Source organism: Clostridium sp., assembly GCF_036781005.1.
Taxonomy (GTDB): domain Bacteria; phylum Bacillota; class Clostridia; order Clostridiales; family Clostridiaceae; genus Clostridium_B.
On the sequence record NZ_DAIQBT010000006.1, the window covers coordinates 83,415 to 105,289 of the forward strand.

Genomic DNA, 21,875 nt, shown 5'->3' on the forward strand with positions numbered 1-21,875 from the left:
TACTTGGGCTGGTTGTTTGTTTTTAGGGGTCATACTGTAATTATATAGTATTTTGTCGAAAAAAATAATATGATTATAGTTTATATGGAGAATTTTATGAAGGATTTTGATGATATTTATAGAAATTAAATATATAAACGGTTGTTTAAATGATTATCATATTGTTTTATAAAAAGTTCCAGATATAATTTAGGAGGTGAGTTTTATGATATTTGAAACCAATATGGGTATTGCCATAAAAACCTTAGAGGGAAATTATGCTTTTAAAAGTTTTTCTCTTTTTAATCTAAATAAAATTAATAAAGATTTTACTTCCTTAGATGTGAGCTTTTTAAATAATAAAATATTGTCTTTAAGAGTAAAATGTATATTCTGTGAAAGTATACATCATTATAAATATAGCATACGTGAACTTATTAGAAAGGGCATGATAATTGGAGGATGTGATGTATTAGGATTACCTATATTATATGTAGGTAATTGTGAAATTATAGAAAAGGAAATTGTAAAATATAATAAAGTTAATACTAGAATATATGCAATGATATAATTTTTTTATTATTTATGCAAAAAATATGGATTAAACTAAAAAAAAGGGGTATAATGTATGTTAAAAGTATCCTTTCTGTATAAAATCTTTTTAGTTGATTAAATATATTCATGCATGTATTCAAAATTTATTTTTAGTATTCCCTAATTTAATTATAGTATGATTTGAATTTAAATAATTGTGAGGTGTTACCTTTTGAAGGATAAAGATATAAATGACATGACAGTTACTGAGTTAAGAGAAGTTGCCAAGGCTTTACAAATAAAAAACATATCAAGATATAAGAAAGTTGAATTAATTGAAGAAATAAAAAAAGTTTCTCCAGCGCACATAAAAAAAGATGGGGTTATTCTGCGGGAAAAGATAAGTCCCAAAAATGAATCAACAGGGAAATTTAAAGAAGCAGAACATACTTTAAGATTAGATGAGGTGAAATTGCAAGAAACCAAAGTAGAAGAATCAAAAATAAACTGTGGTGAAAAGAAAGAGAAACTTAAGGAAATGATAAGTGAATCAGATAGTGCAAGGGGAGTACTTGAGATAATTGAAAATAATAATTATGGGTTTTTAAGGGGAAAAAATTATTTAACAGGTCCTGATGATATATACGTATCTCCTTCACAAATAAGAAGATTTAACTTAAAGACTGGAGATGAGGTCTGTGGAAAGGTTAGAACTCCAAAAGAAGGAGAAAAATTTAAAGCACTATTATATGTTGAAAGAGTAAATGGAGAAAATCCGGAAAGAGCAGTAGGAAGAAAACCTTTTGAAACTCTCACCCCGATATATCCCAATAAGAGACTAAGGCTAGAAACTAACAGTTCAGATTTATCCACTAGACTTATGGACATAATCTCACCTATAGGAAAAGGTCAGAGAGGAATTATAGTTGCCCCTCCTAAAGCAGGTAAAACTACTCTTCTAAAAAAAATAGCCCAAAGTATTTCAAAAAATCATCCAGAAATAAAACTTATAGTTGTACTTATAGATGAAAGACCAGAAGAAGTTACAGATATGCAAAGATCTATAAATGGAGAAGTAATCTATTCAACTTTTGATGAAGAACCAGAACATCACACTAAAGTAGCATATATGGTACTTGAGAGAACAAAACGAATGGTAGAACAAGGACAGGATGTAGTAATACTTTTAGATAGTATTACCAGGCTTTCACGAGCTTATAATTTGACTATAACTCCAACGGGGAGAACTCTTTCAGGAGGGTTAGATCCTGGAGCACTTGTAATGCCTAAAAAATTTTTTGGTGCAGCTAGAAATATAGAAGAAGGGGGAAGTCTCACTATACTTGCCACTGCCCTTATTGAAACAGGCAGTAGAATGGACGACATGATATTTGAAGAATTTAAGGGAACGGGTAATATGGAAGTCCATCTGGATAGAAAACTCCAGGAAAGAAGAATATTCCCTGCTATAAATGTATATAAATCAGGTACAAGAAGAGATGATTTGCTTTTTGAAAATAGAGCAGAAAGGGAGACTGCTTTCAATATAAGAAAAGTATTATATGATGAAAATAATAATCAGAATATTTTAGAACAGTTAATAAGTTTAATGTCAAAAACCAAGAATAATATGCAGCTTATTAATATTGCAAATAAAATGGATATGGGAAAATATGCAAAATAAATAAGAAAGATAAAAACCTGTCTTTTAAAAGACAGGTTTATAAGTAAAGTTTAAGGAACCTTATTCTTCATTTTTTAAATTGAATTTCTTCAAGAATCTATCAACTCTTCCACCAGCATCTACTAATTTTTGTTTACCAGTAAAGAAAGGATGGCACTTAGAGCATATTTCCACTTTTAATTCTTTTTGTGTTGAACCAGTTGTAAAAGTGTTTCCACATGCACACTTGACTACCGAATCATGATAGTATTCTGGATGTATGCCTTTTTTCATAATATTCACCTCTTTCAAGTTTAAAGAGAACTTTAAATTTTAACCTCTGTATTATAACATATCCCTAAAATTAAGTCAAATTTTAGTTTTGCGCAATACTGCTAATATTAGAAACTATATTCAAGTTATAAATTAAATCTATTTACTATATTATTTAATTCAACATGGATATTTTTAAGTTCCTGCATATTTTCGCTTATATTTTCTATAGAGTTATTCTGCTCTTCTACTGAAGCGGCCAATTGTTGGCTCCCAGCAGAAGACTCCTGTGAAATATCAGATATATTCTTTATAACTTGTATGACTGAATTTTTATTTGATTCTACTTGATTAATTTTTTTAGTCAGTATATTTACATTTGTTAACATATCCTTTATAGAGTTTTCAATCATCAAAAATAACTTATTGGATTGTTCCATATTTTCATTTACTTCGGCATTAATTTTATTAGAATCAATAACATTTTTTTGTGCCATTTCTATTTCATCTTGTATTTCTTTTATTACCTTTGAAATTTTATCTATAGCTTGTTTAGTTTGCTCTGAAAGAGCTCTTACCTGATCTGCTACTACAGAAAATCCTCTTCCGGCTTCTCCAGCTCTGGCAGCTTCAATAGCAGCATTTAATGCTAGGAGGTTAGTTTGCTCTGATACAGATGTTATGGTACTTACTATTTCACCTATAGATTGGGATTTTTGTGTTAAATTATTCATACTTTTCGATACCTGATTGGAAGCTTTGTTATTGTCTTTTAATTTTGAGTTTAACATGTTTATAGTTTTTACTCCACGAGAAGTTGCATCTTTAGTAGTATAAAAATAATCTTTAACTTTTTCAACAGCATTTGACACATCTTTAATTTCATAGGCTAAATCCTCCAGTTTATTTACCCCATCACTAGCCTTGGTTACTTGGATAATGGAGCCTTTGGCCATTTCTTCTGTGGTTTTTGAAACCTCATCTATTGATTTGGATGTTTCATATAATGAAGTGGCTATACTGGACGAATGAGTAGATATATTGTTAGAACTGTTTTTAATATCTTGAATTACGGTAATTAAAGTATTTGATAGAGATTTTATATCTGCAGCTATCCTGCCCAGTTCATCTTTGTTTTTAATTGTATCATTTAATTCATTTTTATCATATTTAAAATTTAGCTTTTCTATTTCAGATATAACATATCTTATGTTTTTTATAGGGTTAGATATAATGTTTGAAATATATCTAGAAACTATAACAGCAGCAATTATACATGCGATAAAGATAATTGAATTTAAAATTATGAGTGAACTTAATTTTTTAGTAAATTCACTTTTAGGTACTGCAAATCCAACAGTCCAGTTAGATATTTTAACTTTAGAAGATAAAAAATATTTATCTATACCATCATAATCTTTTAAGGATACCAATTTATTATTTTTATTTGCAATTTCAATATATTTTCCACCGCTGAAAGTATTTAAATTTTTAAGTGTTTCCCCAGAAGGTTTAAGTTCCTTATATGGATGAACAAGCACATTGTTCTCTTCATTTAACAGATAACCATAGCTATTTTCAACAGGAGATGCTTTTTCGATTACTTCTGTAATAACATCCATTTTTAAATCTTCTGCCATTACTCCTATAAGTTTACCGTCTTTTTTTACAGGTATTGTTATGGATACAACTATTTTTTTAGTATACATATCAAAATATGGTATATATGATATTTTATTTTGTTCTATTGTATTCTTATACCAGGATCTTTTTGTACAGTCATAATTGTCTGGAGGCACCCAACCTCCCCCATCTAAGATATTTCCCTTTGGAAGTCCCATATATACATCAGATATGTTAGAATTTGATGTTAGTTTTTCTTTAAAATAGTCAAGTAACTTGGCATTATCATCTACAATATCATTATCTTGCATAGTCTGTACAATTTGTTTAAATAAAGCGGTTTCCTTATCTAACCAGCTGTTTACTAAATTTGAATAGTTTTGTGAAGATATAATCATTTTATTGTTATACTGATCTATAATAATATTTCTAGATATAAAATAACTTCCTATAGATGAACAAAGTAACAGTAGTATAGTTAATAATAGAGTTAAAAAAGTTATTTTGCTTTTAATACTTTTCACAATAAGTCCTCCTTTTGTTATAATAAAAAATAAAATATTGTAAAAGTGATTCCGTGTGGCAATTATGATTGATATTATTTATATATCGGAGACTGTTTTGGTAATTTAATATATTATATATTGATTTTTTGAAAAATCATCACATATATTTTGATTTTATTGATTTTTAAGAAAAGTAATGTAAAAATATCTACTTTTATATATGATATGACTTTGTTAAAATATATTTAGTGACTTAAAAGCTTTTAAAAGGAGGTATGTAAGTAGTGAAAAATACATCTGTTGGAGGACAGGCTCTAATAGAAGGAGTTATGATGAGAGGGACACAGGGTATAGCCACAGCTGTAAGAAAACCAAATGGTGAAATTATTGTTAATGTGGAAGAAAGTATACCCTACAGTAAAAGAAATATTTTTTTAGGATTGCCTATTATAAGAGGATTTGTATCCTTAATAGAATCTTTGATTATAGGTATGCGTTCGTTAAATTATTCTGCTTCTTTTTTTGAGGAATATGATGAGCCATCTAAATTTGATAAGTGGTTTCAAAATATATTTAGAGAAAAAACTGAAAGTGTAATTATGGTAATAACTTTATCTATATCCTTAGTTACTGCTACACTTTTGTTTTTTATATTTCCTACCTTTGTAGCAAATATATTTAAAAAATTATCAGTGTATGATAGTATAATTCTTAATGTAATTGAGGGAGTGATTAGAGTAATTGTTTTCCTTATGTATTTATTCTTAATAGGGAATATGGAGGATATAAAAAGAGTTTTTCAGTATCATGGTGCGGAACATAAGACTATTTTTTGTTATGAAAATTCAAGTGAACTTACACCAGAGAATGCACAGAAGTTTACCAGACTCCATCCAAGATGTGGTACTAATTTTTTGTTTTTGGTTATGATAATAAGTATAATACTCTTTTCATTAACTGGCTGGGGAAATATTTGGGAGAGAATCTCATATAGAATAATTTTATTACCTGTAGTTTCTGGAGTTACCTATGAACTTATAAAATGGGTAGGAAAAAGTAATAATTTTTTATCTAAAATTATATCTTATCCAGGACTTATGCTTCAGAAAATTACAACAAGGGAGCCAGATTATAAACAATTGGAAGTGGCAATAAGAGCATTAAAAGGTGCAGAGGGGATAAATAGAGAACAAGATGAAAGTAGAGAAATACTATAATGAATAAATTTTATAATGTTAATACACTTTTAAAACAGGGATATAAAATTTTGAAAGATAAAAAAATTGAAAGTTACATTTTAGATGTTCAGCTTTTATTAGGAAAGGCTATAAATAAGGATAGATTATTTATATTTATAAATGGAGATTATAAAGTTACTGAAGAAGAAGTCGAAAAATATTATTATTATTTAAAATTGAGAGAAAAAAAAATGCCTGTAAAATACATATTAGGACAATGTGAGTTTATGGGAATGGATTTTATAGTAAAGCCTGGAGTATTAATACCACGACCAGATACTGAAACTTTGGTAGAACAGGCCCTAGAAGAAATAGATAATAATGAGTGTTATAATATATGTGATTTGTGCTGTGGCACAGGAGCTATTGGAATATCACTAGCTAAATTTAAGGAGTATATAGATATAGTATGTTGTGATATATCAGATACAGCTTGTGAAGTGGCAGAACAGAATGTAGGAAGGTACAGGTTAGATAAAAGAGTAAAAGTTGTTAAAAGTGATTTAATGGAGTATTTTATTTTAAATAAAATAAAGTTTAATATGATTGTATGTAATCCGCCTTATATAAAAGAAAGTATTATAGATACTTTAATGGAAGATGTAAAAAATTATGAACCCTATGAAGCTTTAAATGGGGGAGAAGATGGATTAGAATTTTACAGGAAGATAGTTAAACAAAGTTTAAAAGTCTTGACTGAAAGTGGTATGCTTATATTTGAAATAGGACATGAACAGAAAAAAGACGTTATAAGCATACTTGCAAAGTATGGATTTAAAGATATAACTTGCATAAAAGATTTAGCGGGGAAAGATAGAGTCATTAAAGCAGTAATTTCTTAAGATTTAAGTGATATTATTTTTAGGAGTACAACATTTATTGTGATAAGTAAAAATGATATGATATAATAATAAGCTGTGAAAATATTTATACGGAGTGATAAAATTATGTTAGAAAGGCTTAATTTCATAGAAAATAAGTATGAAGAATTATCTATAAAAATAAGTGATCCTACGATTATAGCAGATCAAAAAAAGTGGCAGAAGTTATGTAGGGAACATGCAGAATTAGAAGAAATAGTTATAAAATACAGAGAGTATAAAGAAGCACTACAGGATTTGGAAGATAATAAAGAAATGCTGAAAGAAGAAACAGATAAAGATATGAGAGAAATGGAACAGGAGGAAATAAAAAGGTTGGGGGAGGTTATAGAAAAGACAGAAAGTGAGCTGAAAATATTACTTCTTCCTAAAGATCCAAATGATGATAAGAATGTATTTGTAGAAATAAGGGGTGGTGCAGGAGGCGAAGAGGCAGCTTTATTTGCAGCAAATCTTACAAGGATGTATACACGGTATGCAGAGATTAAGGGATGGAAGATAGAAACTATAAGTTTAAGTGCTACGGATATAGGAGGATTTAAAGAAATCGTATTTATGGTAAAAGGGAAGGGTGCTTATAGCAGGTTGAAATATGAAAGTGGCACCCACAGAGTTCAGAGAGTTCCAGATACAGAATCCAGTGGAAGAATTCATACATCAACGGCTACAGTGGCTGTATTACCAGAAGTTGATGATGTGGATATAGTGGTTAATCCCAGTGATATAAGGATAGATGTATTCAGGGCATCAGGTCATGGAGGACAATGTGTAAATACTACTGATTCAGCAGTAAGAATTACTCATTTGCCAACAGGACTTGTGGTATCCTGTCAGGATGAAAAATCCCAACTGAAAAACAAAGAAAAGGCAATGAAGGTACTTAAGTCAAGACTTTATGAAAAAGCCCAGGAAGAAAGAAATGCAAGTATTGCAGAAGATAGAAAAAATCAAGTAGGTACAGGAGATAGAAGTGAACGAATAAGGACTTACAATTATCCACAGGGAAGAGTCACAGATCATAGAATAGGAATGACTTTATATAAGCTTGATTCATTTTTGAATGGAGATATAGATGAAATAATAGATGCACTGATAACAGAAGATCAAGCTCAGAAAATGAAAGACATAGGTACTAGATAAAAAGGTATCAGAGGAATTTAGAGAGGAGATGGAAACCGTTAAATTATACTAACGGGAAAGTATGAATATAGATAAAGCCATTAGAAAGCAAAAAAAATCTTATAAGATATTTATGCTGTCAATGGTTTTTATTTTTTTTCTTTTACCAATAGTTTTCATTTTAAACAGAAAGTTTTATGTATTTTATATGTTTTATCTTATAGTTTTAGAGGTACTTATTTTGTTGGCAATTATTGCTATAACTAATAATGAGTTTTTAAAATTTGAGTATGATGGGTATAGGCTAAAGGTAAATATGGGAGTTAGAAATGTTAAATTAAATATAATATGCAATAAGGTTATATTAGTACATGTAGAAAATTATGTAGTAAAAAATAATAATACAGCGGACTTTAGAATTATTTTTTTATTTACAACCAAATCTAGAAATAATAGAATTATCCCTATAAATAATGAATTTTTGAAAAAACATCCTTATTTAGCCCATCAATATAATAAACTTAAAATATTACGTCCTAATGTAGAATTTTATTATACTATAGTAAAGAATGGAAGATTAAATAAATATCTTTTTTTAGATGCTGTTTACAAAAGTTGTGTTTATGCTTATTATACTGAACAGACTATAGAAAAGATAAAATATTATAGAGAAAATTCAGAAAATTACAATCTGTATAGAAAAAATATATCTATTTAAAAATATGATTCATATAATATAGATTATTGCAATAATCTATATTATAAATAATAGATAAAGGTGAGTCTTATTTTGTATATAGATATGTTTTATATAGTAGTAATGGGAAGTATAGTATCCCTTTTGGGAACTATGATAGGAGCTTCATTAGGAGCAGCAGTGAAAAAACCTTCCGATAAGTTACTGGGGTTCATAATTGGTTTTGCAGGGGGAGTAATGTTATCAGTAGTAGTATTTGATTTAATTCCAGAGGCCACTAATAAGTGGAGTTTTCCATATACCGTATTATTTGTAGTTTTGGGAGTTATAATTATTGCTATAGTTGATGATAAAATAAATATAAATAATTCTAATAAACATATTAGGACAGCATTTATGGCTTCTTTAGGGCTTATGCTTCATAATTTCCCGGAGGGAATAATAGTTGGATGTGGCTTTGCTGCAGGTAGTACACTTGGAATAAAAATGAGTATTATAATTACAATTCATGATATACCAGAGGGTATTGCGGTAGCAGCACCTCTTGTAGCATCTAAAGTTAAAAGTTCAAAGATACTTTTTTATGCTTTTATTACAGCTTTTCCAACTGCTATAGGAACTTTTACAGGTACTTATATAGCAAATATTTCTCCTAATATATTAGGTATGTGTCTTTCTATAGCTTCTGGAATAATGTTGTATGTTATATGTGGGGAGATGATACCAGAATCTTCAAAGCTTTGGGAAGGGATAACAAGTACACTTGGAACCTTAAGTGGTATTATTTTGGGGCTTATAATAGTACAGGTATTATAAACCTTAAGGTCTCATAGAAGATTATATTTAAATTTTGTTTTAATTTTAAGAAGGGATATGTTTTTATGAATACAAAAGTAAAAATTTTAGATGAAGATAATTTAGATATGAAAATTATTAGAGAAGCAGGAAATATAATAAAAAATGGAGGACTGGTGGCTTTTCCTACGGAAACAGTATATGGACTTGGAGCAAATGCTCTTGATCCCAAAGCAGTAGAAAAGATATTTAAAGCTAAAGGAAGACCACAGGACAATCCCCTGATTATACATATAGCTGAAATAGAAGAAATGAAATCCTTGGTTACAAATATATCATCTACAGCTTTTAAGTTTATACAGAATTTTTGGCCGGGTCCTATGACTGTAATTCTTCCCAAATCATCTGTTGTCCCTGATATTACCAGCGCTTCTCTTGACAATGTGGGAATTAGAATGCCCTCTAATATTATAGCTAGAGAACTAATAAAGGCAGCTAGAGTTCCAATAGCGGCTCCTTCTGCAAATATATCAGGAAAACCAAGCCCTACGGATGTAGATAGATGTATAGAAGATTTAAATGGCAAAGTTGATCTTATATTAGGCGGAACTATATGTGATGTTGGGGTAGAATCTACGGTTATAGATTGTACTGTAAATCCTTGCTGTGTATTAAGACCCGGGGGCATAACTCTTGAGATGTTACAGAAGATAGAAGAAAAAGTTTATATTGATCCTGCCGTAATGAAAAAAGTAGAGGGAAATAATAAACCTAAGTCTCCTGGAATGAAGTATAGACATTATGCTCCTAATGCTCCTGTAAAAATAGTTAAAGGAAATTTGAATAAAACTATTGCAAAAATTAATGAAATGGTAGAAAATTATATAGGTGAAAATAAAATTGTGGGAATAATTGCTACAGATGAGACAAGAGAGTTTTATAAAAATGCATTGATAATATCTGTAGGGAGTAGACATAATCTTTTGAGTGTATCTAAAAATTTATTTGAAACACTTAGAATTTTTGATGATAATAAAGTGGATGTTATAATATCAGAGGCTTTTGAAGAAAAAGGTATTGGATTAGCTATAATGAATAGATTGAATAAATCGGCTGGTTTTGATATTATAAAGGTATAATTCCCTAAGGAGGTCAGTTGGTGGAAAATATATTATTTGTTTGTACGGGAAATACTTGTAGAAGCTGTATGGCAGAAGCCATATTTAATTTTAAATCCGATATAAAAAATATAAGAGCTATTTCTGCAGGATTGTCAGTAGTACCAAATAGTGCTGCCTCTGAAAATTCAGTAATAGTTTTAAAAGAAAATATAAATATAAATATAAGTGGTAGAAAAGCGTTGCAGTTAAATAGTTTAATGTTAGAAAATTCAAAGATTGTTCTAACTATGACCGCTTATATGAGAGACATATTAAAACAAAATTTTATAAATTATAGGAATAAAATATATACTTTAAATGAATTCATTTTATTGAAGGGGGACATAAAAGATCCTTTTGGACAGGATGTACATGAATATAGAATAACTTATACTGAATTGGAAAGTAGTATTTCATTGCTGATAAAGAAATTAAAGGAAGATATGAGCATTATTTAAATGTCGTTATCTTCTTTTTTTGTGAGGGTATATCCTAGCTAAATTATTTGCAATATAATTTTAAATAATATATTATATATTTTTGGAGGTATTTTTTATGAAAATTGCTTTAGGTAGTGATCATGCAGGTTTTCCTTTAAAAAAAGAAATAATAGAACATTTGAAAAACAAAGGCTTAGAGTTTGAAGACTTTGGAACTTTTTCAGAAGAGTCCTGTGATTATCCAGATTATGCATTAAAGGTTGGGGAACAGGTTGCAAATAAAAATTGTGACTTTGGAATTTTAGTATGTGGAACCGGTATAGGAATAAGTATAGCAGCAAATAAAATACCAGGAGTTAGAGCTGCACTTTGTGGTGACACTTTCAGTGCTCATGCATGTAGAGAACATAATAATGCTAACATATTGTCTATAGGGCAAAGAATAGTAGGTGTAGGACTTGCACTTGATATAGTAGATAATTTTTTATTTACTAAATTTCAGGGAGGCAGACATCAGAGAAGAATAGATAAAATAGAACAAATAGAAAAAAAATACAGCAGATAATATACAATTAATTAACTATGATTGTTTACTGAAGATTATAATGGAATACCCTAATAGAATTGGAGGATATATTTAATGAGTAAAGTAGTACAAATAACACATCCACTTATATTGCATAAATTAGCTTTGATAAGGGATAAACAAACAGGTTCTAAAGACTTTAGAGAACTTGTAGAAGAAGTAGCTATGCTTATGGCTTATGAAGTAACTAGGAATCTTCAGACAGAAGAAGTAGAGATAGAGACTCCTATATGTAAAACAATTTGTAAGATGCTTTCAGGTAAAAAGGTGGCAATAGTGCCTATATTGAGGGCAGGACTTGGAATGGTAGGAGGAATGCTAAAGCTTATACCTGCAGCAAAAGTGGGACATATAGGGCTTTATAGGGATGAAACTACCTTAAAACCTGTAGAATATTTTTGTAAGTTGCCTCAAGATATAGGAGAGAGGGAAGTAATTGTAACTGACCCTATGCTTGCCACAGGAGGTTCAGCTATAGATGCCATAACTATGTTGAAACAAAAAGGTGCTAAAAATATAAGACTTATGTGTTTGATAGCTGCAGAAGATGGTATAAAATCAGTTACAGAAGTACATCCGGATGTTGATATTTATACAGCAGCCATAGATAAAGAATTAAATAAAAACGGATACATAGTTCCAGGTCTTGGGGATGCTGGTGACAGATTATATGGGACAAAATAAAGATTGTTTTAATTTTTAATAAGGAAAGTCCAACTTGTAGTGGACTTTCCTTAAAATGCTTTTTAATAATTCTTTTTAAGTCGGCAAAATTTTAATATATGACTATAATAGAAAAGGAATTATTCCCAAACATTATCTAATGGTTTATAATATATAATGTATTATTATATATTTAAGGAGACAGTTACTAACTATGAGAAAAGATTGGGATAATTATTTTATAGATATTGCCTTTCAGGTTGCAGAAAGGAGTACATGTCCTAGATTGCATGTAGGGGCAGTTCTTGTTAAGAATAGAAGGATAAAAGGTACGGGATATAATGGAAGTCCCAGAGGCTTGGAACATTGTGATGAAGCAGGGTGTTATATGAAAGATAATCATTGTATAAGGACCATTCATGCGGAAGTGAATTGTTTGCTTGAAGTATCACCGGATGATAGGGAAGATTCTACATTATATGTAACCCATATGCCTTGCCCTGAATGTCAAAAATTAATAATTAACTGTGGAGTTAAAAGAGTTATATATTGTGAGGAGTATACACCAGAGATTAATTGGTTTAAAAAAGTACCTGAAATTGAATTAATATGTATAAAAAGAGTAAAATAATACAATATATGGATAAAATGTTTTTATTCTTTTGAACCTTAGAAGAACTTATTCAGGCTAATAACAGTGATAATATCTCTTTAAAGAAAAGGAGAGTAGTAATGCTGGAAGTGTCAGAATAAACAAAAGATATGATTAAGGAAGGTTAATATGAATAGTTTATATCTATTTGCAATAGTATCAACAGTGCTTTCAGTTATATTTACACCAATTGTTAAAAGGATTGCTTTAAAGTTACAGGTTATAGATATGCCGGAGGAAGATAGAAGAATACACAACAAACCTATGCCTCTTTTAGGGGGATTGTCTATATACTTTTCTTTTATAATTACATTATTACTTAAAAAAGGGGATTTTACAAGGCCAGAGATGGGACTTGTATTGGGAGCTACAATAATAGTAATAGGTGGGTTTTTAGATGATAAATTTGATATAAAACCGAGATATAAATTGATATTTCAAATTGCAGCTGCTCTAATTTTAATTATTTATGGAGTAAAAATAGTAATAATTACTAACCCATTTAGCAGTGTATATCAATTTACTAATGTAGGAGTGATGTCTATTCCATTAACCATAATTTGGGTGGTTGGTATTACTAATGCCTTAAATTTGATAGATGGCTTGGATGGTCTGGCGTCAGGCATTGGATTTATATCTTCTTTGACTATTTTAATTATAGCGTTGTTAAATAATAGATATGAAGCTGCAGTACTTGCTATTATACTATGTGGAGCCATACTGGGATTTTTACCCTATAATTTTAATCCTGCTTCTATATTTATGGGCGATACAGGAGCACAATTACTCGGATTTTTACTTGCAGCTATATCTATTGAAGGAGCTATAAAATCTGCGGCAGCATTTTCTATAGCAGTTCCTATTCTTGCACTTGGAATACCAATATATGATACTCTTTTTGCAATGATAAGAAGAAAGATAAATGGCAAACCTATTATGCAGGCTGATAGAGGACATCTTCATCATAGGCTTTTGGATATGGGGTTCAGCCAGAAACAAGCTGTTGGAACAATGTATGCTATAAGTGCAGTATTAGGCAGTTTTTCTATAATAGCCATGGAGATAAATGCACAGCTCTCTTATTTTCTTTTGGCTATAATTATGGTGGCTTTAGTTTTTATAGCTTGGAGAGCGGGGTTTTTTCAACATAGAGATTAAAGTATCCCGGCTATTTAATTTTATAGACACCTAAAAAATGGAGGTTTTAATATGAATAAACTTAAGATTGTTACAATATTTGGAACAAGACCTGAAGCAATAAAAATGGCTCCGTTAATTAAAGAATTTGAAAAAAGACATAATATAGAAAATAAGGTATGTGTTACAGCCCAACACAGAGAAATGTTAGATCAAGTTTTAAAGCTTTTTAATATTACACCTGACTGTGATTTAAATGTAATGAAGAGTAATCAAACATTGACAGGTATAACCAGTAGGGTGCTTCAAGGACTTGAAGAAGTGTTTGATAGAGAAAATCCGGATCTTGTACTTGTTCATGGGGATACTACTACTACATTTGCAGGGGCATTAGCAGCTTTTTATAAAAAAATAAGAGTTGGTCATGTAGAAGCAGGCCTTAGAACTTATGATAAATATTTTCCTTTCCCAGAGGAAATGAATAGAAAACTTACAGGAGCTATAGCTGATCTGCATTTTGCACCTACATCTGGCTCTAGAGAAAATTTACTTAGGGAAGGTATAGCAGGGGAAAAAATATTTGTTACTGGAAACACAGTGATAGATTCAATGAAATTTACTGTGGATAAAGATTATGTGTTTAATACTGATGAATTAAATAATATAGATTATAATAAAAGTAAAGTAATAATGGTTACTGCCCATAGAAGAGAAAACTGGGGAGAAGGCATAGAAAATATTTGTAATGCATTAAAAAAAGTAGTAGAGGAAAATAAAGAAGTAGAAGTAATTTATCTTGTACATTTAAATCCTAAAGTGAGAGATATTGTATATAAGATACTTGGAGGTGTTAACAGAGTACACCTTTTAAATCCGTTAGATACTAAAGAAACTCACAATTTAATGGACAGATGTTATATGGTTATGACTGATTCAGGGGGACTTCAAGAAGAAGCACCACATCTTGGCAAACCGGTATTGGTACTCAGAAATGTAACTGAAAGACCAGAAGCTGTAAAAGCAGGTACAGTAAAATTAGTTGGAACAAATAAGAGTGATATAATAAAGCAGGCAAGTGAACTTATATCAGATTCCAGTAAGTATGATGTTATGAGTAGAGCTATAAATCCTTATGGAGATGGTAAGGCGTCAGGCAGAATAGTTGCGGCTATTTTACAATATTTTAATATAGAAAAGTCAGAGTATGAAGAGTTTATTTGAGTATATGTTTTTAAATTTAAGTTAAATACTTTGTTAAGAATATACCGTATAATAATTTAGCTTTAATATATAATGGTATAGTGATGGATTTAACAAAGATTTTTTAAGTAGATATATACTTTAAATATATTAATTGTATATACTTTGTAAGGTTGTATTAGATATTGTTATTTTAGACTATATGTTGTTATATTATGATCTATTTTAGGTGAATTTATTTATCTTAAAATCAATAAAAATATTGATAAAGTGTATTTATTAGTAATATAAATTTTTATTTGTAAAAACTTTGTGTTTTTTTTAACAAAAACATTGACAACGTTGTAATTACTTAGTATAATGAACTTGTTATATAGGAAATAGGATATTGACATCGTTTAGATTACATTTCAGTTAAAAGAAAATAAACTTTTAGGAGGATTTACTATGAGAGAAGTAGTTATTGTAAGTGCAGTAAGAACAGCTATAGGAAGCTTCGGCGGAACTTTAAAAGATGTTCCTGCAGTAGAATTAGGAGCAATAGTTATAAAAGAAGCAATAAAAAGAGCAAATATCAAACCAGAACAAGTAGATGAGGTTATATTTGGAAACGTAATACAGGCAGGTCAAGGACAAAGTCCAGCAAGACAAGCTGCTGTAAAAGCAGGCATTCCTGTAGAAGTGCCAGCATTTACATTGAATAAGGTTTGCGGTTCAGGACTTAGATCAGTAAGTTTGGCAGCACAACTTATAAAAGCTGGAGATAATGATATTGTTATAACTGGTGGAATGGAAAATATGTCCGCTGCTCCATATTTACTTCCAAAGGCTAGATGGGGACAGAGAATGGGAGACGGAAAATTAGTTGATGGAATGATAAAAGATGGATTGTGGGAAGCATTCAACAATTATCATATGGGAATTACAGCTGAAAATATAGCAGAAAAATGGGGAATAACAAGAGAAGAGCAAGATGAATTTTCAGCAGCATCACAACAAAAAGCAGAAGCAGCTATAAAATCAGGAAGATTTAAAGATGAAATAGTTCCAGTAACTGTTAAGCAGAGAAAGAAAGAAGTAGTTTTTGATACTGATGAATATCCTAAGTCTGGAACAACTGTAGAATCATTAGCAAAATTAAAACCAGCATTCAAAAAAGACGGAACAGTTACAGCAGGTAATGCATCAGGAATAAATGATTCCGCAGCAGCATTAGTTGTAATGAGTGCAGATAAAGCAAAAGAACTTGGGATTAAACCACTTGCAAAAATTGTTTCTTATGGAAGTAAGGGATTAGATCCACAGATAATGGGATATGGACCTTTCTATGCAACTAAATTGGCACTTGAGAAAGCTAATATGACAGTTGCAGATTTAGATTTAATAGAAGCAAATGAAGCATTTGCAGCACAGAGTTTGGCAGTAGCTAAAGATTTAGAATTTGATATGAGCAAAGTAAATGTAAATGGTGGAGCAATAGCTCTTGGACATCCGGTTGGATCTTCAGGTGCAAGAATACTTGTTACATTACTTTATGAAATGGAGAAAAGAGATGCAAAGAAAGGCCTTGCAACACTTTGCATAGGTGGAGGAATGGGAACTGCTTTAATAGTAGAGAGATAAGATAAAAAAGTAGTGATTTAGATATAGAGAATAGGTTATTTGGACTACTGGTAAATTTTACCAGTAGTCTTTTGATTTGTATAAAAAAGATATTGAGCTTTTATATATAAATTAAATAGAAAATGTAAATATGCAATTGTTCACATGATAAAACTGTAAGTTATATTTTTATTAAAATATAATTGTATTAATAAAAAATACTAGTAGAGCTTACAATTTATTACTAAAAATAAATTACAGTACTTATTAATATATGACTTAGTTATTAAATAAAAATATAACAATTAAAAATACATTTTATAACTTAAATTTATAATTAATACTAAAATATAATATAATAATAAATCATACAACAAATAACATAATAATCTTATATACACATTTACTTTAAAAATGAAATAATCACTATTAATTTAATTACATTTAAGGCATATTTTGAAATATATGTATTGTAAAATTAAGTATTTAATAACAATTTATTCATTTAATAGATCTCAAATATTTTAAAATAGAGCATATTTGCCTATTTTAAGTTAATATTTTCATATATGATTAAATAGCTTTAAAAATAGAGCAAATGCTTTCTATAAATATCTCTTTACCAGACTTTGTGTTTTTTTTAACAATACATATTGATAAAAATTTAATTAGTTAGTATAATTAATATATATTAGAATTGTATGAATTAATTAAATTATTTTGAATAATAACGTTCAAGCTATAAACTTAAATAATTATGAAGTAATATCATACAATTTCGTGACTTATAAAAACTTTTTAATAAACTGACGTAGCTTATATTTTAAAATATGAGTACTAAGATTTGAAATATTCGAAATTTAAATGATTTATAACTTTACTAAGTATTTAAGTTTAAATAAATTTATTTTTAGGAGGGTTCATTTTATGAAGGATGTAGTTATTGTAAGTGCAGTAAGAACAGCTATAGGAAGTTTTGGTGGAACTTTAAAAGATGTCTCTGCTGTAGATTTAGGAGCAATAGTTATAAAAGAGGCAGTAAAAAGAGCAAATATCAAACCAGAACAAGTAGATGAAGTTATATTTGGAAACGTAATACAGGCAGGTCTTGGACAAAGTCCAGGAAGACAAGCTGCTGTGAAAGCAGGTATTCCTGTAGAAGTACCAGCATTTACGTTGAATAAGGTTTGCGGTTCAGGGCTCAGAACAGTAAGTTTGGCAGCTCAACTCATAAAGATTGGAGATGATGATATTGTTGTAGTTGGCGGAACAGAGAATATGTCTGCCGCACCATATTTACTTCCAAAGGCTAGATGGGGATATAGAATGGGAGAAGGAAAATTAATTGATGGAATGATAAAAGATGGACTATGGGAAGCATTCAACAATTATCATATGGGAATTACAGCTGAAAATATAGCAGAAAAATGGGGAATAACAAGAGAAGAGCAAGATGAATTTTCAGCAGCATCACAACAAAAAGCAGAAGCAGCTATAAAATCAGGAAGATTTAAAGATGAAATAGTTCCAGTAACTGTTAAGCAGAGAAAGAAAGAAGTAGTTTTTGATACTGATGAATATCCTAAGTCTGGAACAACTGTAGAATCATTAGCAAAATTAAAACCAGCATTCAAAAAAGACGGAACAGTTACAGCAGGTAATGCATCAGGAATAAATGATTCCGCAGCAGCATTAGTTGTAATGAGTGCAGATAAAGCAAAAGAACTTGGGATTAAACCACTTGCAAAAATTGTTTCTTATGGAAGTAAGGGATTAGATCCACAGATAATGGGATATGGACCTTTCTATGCAACTAAATTGGCACTTGAGAAAGCTAATATGACAGTTGCAGATTTAGATTTAATAGAAGCAAATGAAGCATTTGCAGCACAGAGTTTGGCAGTAGCTAAAGATTTAGAATTTGATATGAGCAAAGTAAATGTAAATGGTGGAGCAATAGCTCTTGGACATCCGGTTGGATCTTCAGGTGCAAGAATACTTGTTACATTACTTTATGAAATGGAGAAAAGAGATGCAAAGAAAGGCCTTGCAACACTTTGCATAGGTGGAGGAATGGGAACTGCGCTGATAGTTGAAAGATAGTTTAAACATATTTTAATAGTTAAGAAATAAAGAAAGTGTTAATTTAATGCTTTCTTTATTTCTTATGTGTTATTAAATATTCATTACTAGGGGTTATGGGCAGATTTAATGAGTAATTACTACAAGATATAACATTAATTTACTTAGATTGAAGAAAAATAAATAATTTAGAGAAAAATCAGACTTTTAGATTGAATTTTTAAGGTATATAATTAAAATTGTGTGTTAACAAAAGCTGTGTATTATATTAGTTGTAAAGGATTAAATGGTATTATCAAGTGATTCTTAGGTTCAGGTGGAGTTTGCTATAGAGAAATACTTATCTCCATCTGAGCCTTAGAAGAACTTATCTAGGGGCGTAGCAGTGCTTATCCTCCACTTTGAAGAAGATGGGGGGGGGTTAGCAATGGTAGCTTTCGGATAAATTTATTGTGTACTTTAGGAAAAGTATATAATAAGCTTTTGAAATTTTATATATTATGATAAAATGTGTTTAAATAAAGTAGCAATCTGATTTATGATATATCATTTGTAAAGGGAGGAATTGATGGATAAAAATATTCTACGCATGACAAAGATGGTATTTTTAATTAATGCTCTGATAGGTGTATTGTTGGCAGGATTATCACAGCTATTTTTAAAAAATTATGGATTATTTATTCTACTTGGAATGTGTATAGCTATGTTTAATTTTTTCCTTAATAGTATACTAGGAGCAGTAATGTTATATAAATTTAAAAATTCATCTTCGTTGTTGTATCTCATAAGTTTCATTATTAGGATTGTGATTGCTGCTGGAATGGGATATATTACCTTTAGATACAATAAATATGATGTAATAGCATATTTATTTGGTTATACATCCAATCTATTAGGTATATATATATATTCAGCTTTTGAAAGTGGTAAGAATAATGTATAACAATATTTTTAAAGAAGGGATGTGATGGAGTGGAAGAATTTTCACCATTGTTTTCAATACATATAGGAACATTTAAATTTGGTATAACTTCCAGTGTTGTGATACAATGGGTTATAATCTTAATTTTAGCTGTTTTAGCTAAGATTTTTACAAGAAATATGAGGAGACTACCGGATAAGAGACAAAATGTTATTGAAATGATTGTTGAGGCAGTACAAAATTTAGTTAAAGATAATATGGGAAAAGAGTACATATCATTTGTACCCTATGTAGGAACTCTTGCAATATATATTTTAGTAATGAATATCGCACCGGTAATTATAGGCTTAAAAGCTCCTACAGAGGACTTAAGTGTTGCAGTTGGTCTAGCTCTTATAACTTTTGTGTTAGTTCAGTTTAATGCTATTAAGAGAACTGGATTAAAGAGTTATTTTCTGGGTTACGCTAAACCTAATGTAGTATTAGTGCCCCTTAATATTGTAGAAAGAATAGTTCTTCCAGTTTCTTTGAGTCTCCGATTATTTGGAAATTTAACTGCAGGAGCTGTTATCATTGGAATGGTATATAAAGGATTGGGTAATATTGCATGGTTCTCACAGTTGTTAATACCTATTCCTTTGCATGCTTTCTTCGATTTATTTGATGGCTCAATACAAATGTTGGTATTTGTTATGCTAACAATAATGAATATAAAAGTTATTGCTGAACACTAAATATATTTAGTTTTTAATACTTAATTTATTCTTAAGGAGGATTTTATTATGAATTTAGATTCACAGTCATTTATATCAGGCATGGCAGCAATAGGAGCAGGGCTAGCTGCTATAGGATGTTTAGGAGGAGGTATAGGAGTTGGTACTGCTGCAGGAAAGGCAGTGGAAGGGGTATCAAGACAGCCAGAAGCAAGTGGTAAGATATTAAGTACATTCTTTGTAAGTGCAGCTTTATCAGAAGTAACAGCTATTTATTCTTTATTGATAGCTCTTATTTTAGTATTTAAAGTTTGATTTTATTATATACCTCACCAAACTCAAACATATACTTTAGAGGGGAGGATTGAAGTTTAATATGCAAGTTGATTGGGTTACAGTTGTCATAACAATAATAAATTTTATTGTATTATATATTATTTTAAGACATTTCTTTTTTAAACCAGTTGATAATATACTTACCAGCAGACAGGAAGAAATTAATTCAAAAATTAAAAATGCCTACGAAAATGAAAAAAAATCCAAAGAATTGGTTACAAAACATAAGGAATTATTAAAGGGCTCAAAAGAAGAGGGCAGAAATATTGTTGAGGGTTATAAGAATAAAGCAGAACAAGTTTCAGAAAATGTGTTAAATGAAGCACGTAGGGAAGCACAGTTAATATTAGACAGGGCAAAAAATGAAGCAGATAAAGAAAGAGAAAAAGCCCAGGATGACATAAAAAACCAAGTGGTAGATTTAGCTATTTTAGTGTCATCGAAAGCCTTAGAAGGATCTATTGATGAAGAACAGCATAGAAAACTTATTAAAGACTTTATAGCTAAGGTAGGTATCTAAAGATATGTATGAATATTTAGATAGAAGATATGCTCTCGCACTTTATAAAATCGGAGAGGAAAAAGGAAAAGTTGAAGAATATTTAGAGGAATTGAAAGATATTGCAGATATAATAAATAATAATAATCAATTTCTAGAATTTATAGAACATCCTGAAATTAGTACTGCTGAAAAGAAAAAAACTTTTATAAATGTTTTTAAAGGTAAAATAAGTGAAGATGTGCTTTCATTCTTGTTAATACTTATTGATAAAGGAAGAATTAATCAATTGTATAGCAAGCTTAAAGAAATGGGAAAGATATATCTTGAAAATCATAATACAGTTATTGCTACAGTAAAAACTGTTATTCCTTTAGAAGATGATGAAAGGGAAACTCTAACTGAAAAATTAAAGAAAAAATTTAATAAAGAGGTTTTGATTAAAGAGGAGTTAGATCCTGAAATAATAGGCGGAGTTTATGTAGAGGTAGATAATATGGTTATTGATGGAACTGTAAAGTCAAAGCTTTCTGAAATGAAAAAAATAATGCTTAAAGGAGAACAGAGGTGAGCCT

The 21,875-nt window shown here is 29.8% G+C and carries 23 protein-coding genes; 21 read left to right on the forward strand and 2 right to left on the reverse strand.

The window, feature by feature from the left end; genetic code table 11:
• Nucleotides 1–205: 205 nt before the first annotated feature.
• Both V7Q02_RS03850 and rho read left to right on the forward strand, forming a co-directional pair.
• Nucleotides 206–550: a hypothetical protein gene (locus tag V7Q02_RS03850; protein ID WP_333859662.1), complete on the forward strand. Its 345-nt coding sequence runs from the start codon at nucleotides 206–208 to the stop codon at nucleotides 548–550.
• Between the two features lie 219 nt (nucleotides 551–769).
• Nucleotides 770–2,197: a transcription termination factor Rho gene (gene rho, locus V7Q02_RS03855; RefSeq protein ID WP_373844392.1), complete on the forward strand. Its 1,428-nt coding sequence runs from the start codon at nucleotides 770–772 to the stop codon at nucleotides 2,195–2,197.
• Between the two features lie 60 nt (nucleotides 2,198–2,257).
• On the opposite strand, the gene rpmE is transcribed toward rho, so the two are convergent.
• The gene (rpmE, locus tag V7Q02_RS03860; RefSeq protein WP_012104031.1) at nucleotides 2,258–2,470 is read right to left on the reverse strand and encodes a 50S ribosomal protein L31; all 213 of its coding nucleotides are present in this window, start codon (nucleotides 2,468–2,470) and stop codon (nucleotides 2,258–2,260) included.
• Between the two features lie 125 nt (nucleotides 2,471–2,595).
• A complete protein-coding gene (locus V7Q02_RS03865) occupies nucleotides 2,596–4,596 on the reverse strand; it encodes a methyl-accepting chemotaxis protein (RefSeq protein WP_333859664.1) in 2,001 nt (666 codons plus the stop codon).
• Nucleotides 4,597–4,907: 311 nt separating this feature from the next.
• On the opposite strand from V7Q02_RS03865, the gene V7Q02_RS03870 reads away from it, so the two are divergent.
• The 19 genes from V7Q02_RS03870 (at nucleotide 4,908) to V7Q02_RS03960 (ending at nucleotide 21,871) form a co-directional block, all read left to right on the forward strand.
• On the forward strand, nucleotides 4,908–5,795 hold the full coding sequence (locus tag V7Q02_RS03870; RefSeq protein WP_333859706.1) for a DUF1385 domain-containing protein: 888 nt from the start codon (nucleotides 4,908–4,910) through the stop codon (nucleotides 5,793–5,795).
• On the forward strand, nucleotides 5,795–6,658 hold the full coding sequence (gene prmC / locus V7Q02_RS03875) for a peptide chain release factor N(5)-glutamine methyltransferase (protein WP_333859665.1): 864 nt from the start codon (nucleotides 5,795–5,797) through the stop codon (nucleotides 6,656–6,658). Before V7Q02_RS03870 ends, prmC begins: the two co-directional genes overlap by 1 nt.
• A gap of 105 nt (nucleotides 6,659–6,763) precedes the next feature.
• Nucleotides 6,764–7,837 (forward strand): peptide chain release factor 1, encoded by a 1,074-nt coding sequence (prfA, locus tag V7Q02_RS03880; RefSeq protein ID WP_333859666.1) that lies wholly within the window; start codon nucleotides 6,764–6,766, stop codon nucleotides 7,835–7,837.
• 61 nt (nucleotides 7,838–7,898) lie between these two features.
• The gene (locus V7Q02_RS03885; protein WP_333859667.1) at nucleotides 7,899–8,534 is read left to right on the forward strand and encodes a hypothetical protein; all 636 of its coding nucleotides are present in this window, start codon (nucleotides 7,899–7,901) and stop codon (nucleotides 8,532–8,534) included.
• Nucleotides 8,535–8,618: 84 nt separating this feature from the next.
• Nucleotides 8,619–9,329 carry a ZIP family metal transporter gene (locus V7Q02_RS03890; RefSeq protein WP_333859707.1) on the forward strand — a complete coding sequence of 237 codons (711 nt, stop codon included), beginning with the start codon at nucleotides 8,619–8,621 and terminating at the stop codon, nucleotides 9,327–9,329.
• A gap of 65 nt (nucleotides 9,330–9,394) precedes the next feature.
• On the forward strand, nucleotides 9,395–10,447 hold the full coding sequence (locus V7Q02_RS03895; protein WP_333859668.1) for an L-threonylcarbamoyladenylate synthase: 1,053 nt from the start codon (nucleotides 9,395–9,397) through the stop codon (nucleotides 10,445–10,447).
• Between the two features lie 20 nt (nucleotides 10,448–10,467).
• Nucleotides 10,468–10,926: a low molecular weight protein arginine phosphatase gene (locus V7Q02_RS03900; RefSeq protein ID WP_333859669.1), complete on the forward strand. Its 459-nt coding sequence runs from the start codon at nucleotides 10,468–10,470 to the stop codon at nucleotides 10,924–10,926.
• Nucleotides 10,927–11,023: 97 nt separating this feature from the next.
• Nucleotides 11,024–11,473, forward strand: coding sequence for a ribose 5-phosphate isomerase B (gene rpiB, locus V7Q02_RS03905; RefSeq protein ID WP_333859670.1), 450 nt, complete (start codon nucleotides 11,024–11,026; stop codon nucleotides 11,471–11,473).
• A 75-nt stretch (nucleotides 11,474–11,548) separates the two neighbouring features.
• Nucleotides 11,549–12,178, forward strand: a complete 630-nt coding sequence (gene upp, locus V7Q02_RS03910; protein WP_333859671.1) for a uracil phosphoribosyltransferase — start codon at nucleotides 11,549–11,551, stop codon at nucleotides 12,176–12,178.
• A gap of 193 nt (nucleotides 12,179–12,371) precedes the next feature.
• Complete coding sequence (locus tag V7Q02_RS03915) at nucleotides 12,372–12,788, forward strand: deoxycytidylate deaminase (protein ID WP_333859672.1); 417 nt, start codon at nucleotides 12,372–12,374, stop codon at nucleotides 12,786–12,788.
• 150 nt (nucleotides 12,789–12,938) lie between these two features.
• Nucleotides 12,939–13,967, forward strand: coding sequence for an MraY family glycosyltransferase (locus V7Q02_RS03920; RefSeq protein WP_333859673.1), 1,029 nt, complete (start codon nucleotides 12,939–12,941; stop codon nucleotides 13,965–13,967).
• A gap of 51 nt (nucleotides 13,968–14,018) precedes the next feature.
• On the forward strand, nucleotides 14,019–15,167 hold the full coding sequence (gene wecB, locus V7Q02_RS03925) for a non-hydrolyzing UDP-N-acetylglucosamine 2-epimerase (RefSeq protein ID WP_333859674.1): 1,149 nt from the start codon (nucleotides 14,019–14,021) through the stop codon (nucleotides 15,165–15,167).
• Between the two features lie 426 nt (nucleotides 15,168–15,593).
• Entirely contained in the window at nucleotides 15,594–16,769 is a 1,176-nt protein-coding gene (locus V7Q02_RS03930; protein ID WP_333859675.1) for an acetyl-CoA C-acetyltransferase, read from the forward strand.
• Between the two features lie 906 nt (nucleotides 16,770–17,675).
• The gene (locus V7Q02_RS03935; protein WP_333859676.1) at nucleotides 17,676–18,851 is read left to right on the forward strand and encodes an acetyl-CoA C-acetyltransferase; all 1,176 of its coding nucleotides are present in this window, start codon (nucleotides 17,676–17,678) and stop codon (nucleotides 18,849–18,851) included.
• Nucleotides 18,852–19,398: 547 nt separating this feature from the next.
• Nucleotides 19,399–19,773: an ATP synthase subunit I gene (locus V7Q02_RS03940; RefSeq protein WP_333859677.1), complete on the forward strand. Its 375-nt coding sequence runs from the start codon at nucleotides 19,399–19,401 to the stop codon at nucleotides 19,771–19,773.
• Nucleotides 19,774–19,802: 29 nt separating this feature from the next.
• Complete coding sequence (locus tag V7Q02_RS03945) at nucleotides 19,803–20,486, forward strand: F0F1 ATP synthase subunit A (RefSeq protein WP_333859678.1); 684 nt, start codon at nucleotides 19,803–19,805, stop codon at nucleotides 20,484–20,486.
• Nucleotides 20,487–20,534: 48 nt separating this feature from the next.
• Nucleotides 20,535–20,780, forward strand: a complete 246-nt coding sequence (gene atpE / locus V7Q02_RS03950) for an ATP synthase F0 subunit C (RefSeq protein ID WP_333859679.1) — start codon at nucleotides 20,535–20,537, stop codon at nucleotides 20,778–20,780.
• 61 nt (nucleotides 20,781–20,841) lie between these two features.
• Complete coding sequence (locus V7Q02_RS03955; RefSeq protein ID WP_333859680.1) at nucleotides 20,842–21,321, forward strand: F0F1 ATP synthase subunit B; 480 nt, start codon at nucleotides 20,842–20,844, stop codon at nucleotides 21,319–21,321.
• Nucleotides 21,322–21,325: 4 nt separating this feature from the next.
• Nucleotides 21,326–21,871, forward strand: coding sequence for a F0F1 ATP synthase subunit delta (locus V7Q02_RS03960; protein ID WP_333859681.1), 546 nt, complete (start codon nucleotides 21,326–21,328; stop codon nucleotides 21,869–21,871).
• The last annotated feature ends 4 nt before the right edge of the window (nucleotides 21,872–21,875 follow it).

Bases quoted from the DNA above. Each gene is read 5' to 3' on its own strand.
- V7Q02_RS03850 (WP_333859662.1), top strand. From the start codon at position 206: ATGATATTTGAAACCAATATGGGTATTGCCATAAAAACCTTAGAGGGA.
- rho (WP_373844392.1), top strand. From the start codon at position 770: ATGACAGTTACTGAGTTAAGAGAAGTTGCCAAGGCTTTACAAATAAAA.
- rpmE (WP_012104031.1), bottom strand. From the start codon at position 2,470: ATGAAAAAAGGCATACATCCAGAATACTATCATGATTCGGTAGTCAAG.
- V7Q02_RS03870 (WP_333859706.1), top strand. From the start codon at position 4,908: ATGATGAGAGGGACACAGGGTATAGCCACAGCTGTAAGAAAACCAAAT.
- prmC (WP_333859665.1), top strand. From the start codon at position 5,795: ATGAATAAATTTTATAATGTTAATACACTTTTAAAACAGGGATATAAA.
- prfA (WP_333859666.1), top strand. From the start codon at position 6,764: ATGTTAGAAAGGCTTAATTTCATAGAAAATAAGTATGAAGAATTATCT.
- V7Q02_RS03885 (WP_333859667.1), top strand. From the start codon at position 7,899: ATGAATATAGATAAAGCCATTAGAAAGCAAAAAAAATCTTATAAGATA.
- V7Q02_RS03890 (WP_333859707.1), top strand. From the start codon at position 8,619: ATGTTTTATATAGTAGTAATGGGAAGTATAGTATCCCTTTTGGGAACT.
- V7Q02_RS03895 (WP_333859668.1), top strand. From the start codon at position 9,395: ATGAATACAAAAGTAAAAATTTTAGATGAAGATAATTTAGATATGAAA.
- rpiB (WP_333859670.1), top strand. From the start codon at position 11,024: ATGAAAATTGCTTTAGGTAGTGATCATGCAGGTTTTCCTTTAAAAAAA.
- upp (WP_333859671.1), top strand. From the start codon at position 11,549: ATGAGTAAAGTAGTACAAATAACACATCCACTTATATTGCATAAATTA.
- V7Q02_RS03915 (WP_333859672.1), top strand. From the start codon at position 12,372: ATGAGAAAAGATTGGGATAATTATTTTATAGATATTGCCTTTCAGGTT.
- V7Q02_RS03920 (WP_333859673.1), top strand. From the start codon at position 12,939: ATGAATAGTTTATATCTATTTGCAATAGTATCAACAGTGCTTTCAGTT.
- wecB (WP_333859674.1), top strand. From the start codon at position 14,019: ATGAATAAACTTAAGATTGTTACAATATTTGGAACAAGACCTGAAGCA.
- V7Q02_RS03930 (WP_333859675.1), top strand. From the start codon at position 15,594: ATGAGAGAAGTAGTTATTGTAAGTGCAGTAAGAACAGCTATAGGAAGC.
- V7Q02_RS03935 (WP_333859676.1), top strand. From the start codon at position 17,676: ATGAAGGATGTAGTTATTGTAAGTGCAGTAAGAACAGCTATAGGAAGT.
- V7Q02_RS03940 (WP_333859677.1), top strand. From the start codon at position 19,399: ATGGATAAAAATATTCTACGCATGACAAAGATGGTATTTTTAATTAAT.
- atpE (WP_333859679.1), top strand. From the start codon at position 20,535: ATGAATTTAGATTCACAGTCATTTATATCAGGCATGGCAGCAATAGGA.
- V7Q02_RS03955 (WP_333859680.1), top strand. From the start codon at position 20,842: ATGCAAGTTGATTGGGTTACAGTTGTCATAACAATAATAAATTTTATT.
- V7Q02_RS03960 (WP_333859681.1), top strand. From the start codon at position 21,326: ATGTATGAATATTTAGATAGAAGATATGCTCTCGCACTTTATAAAATC.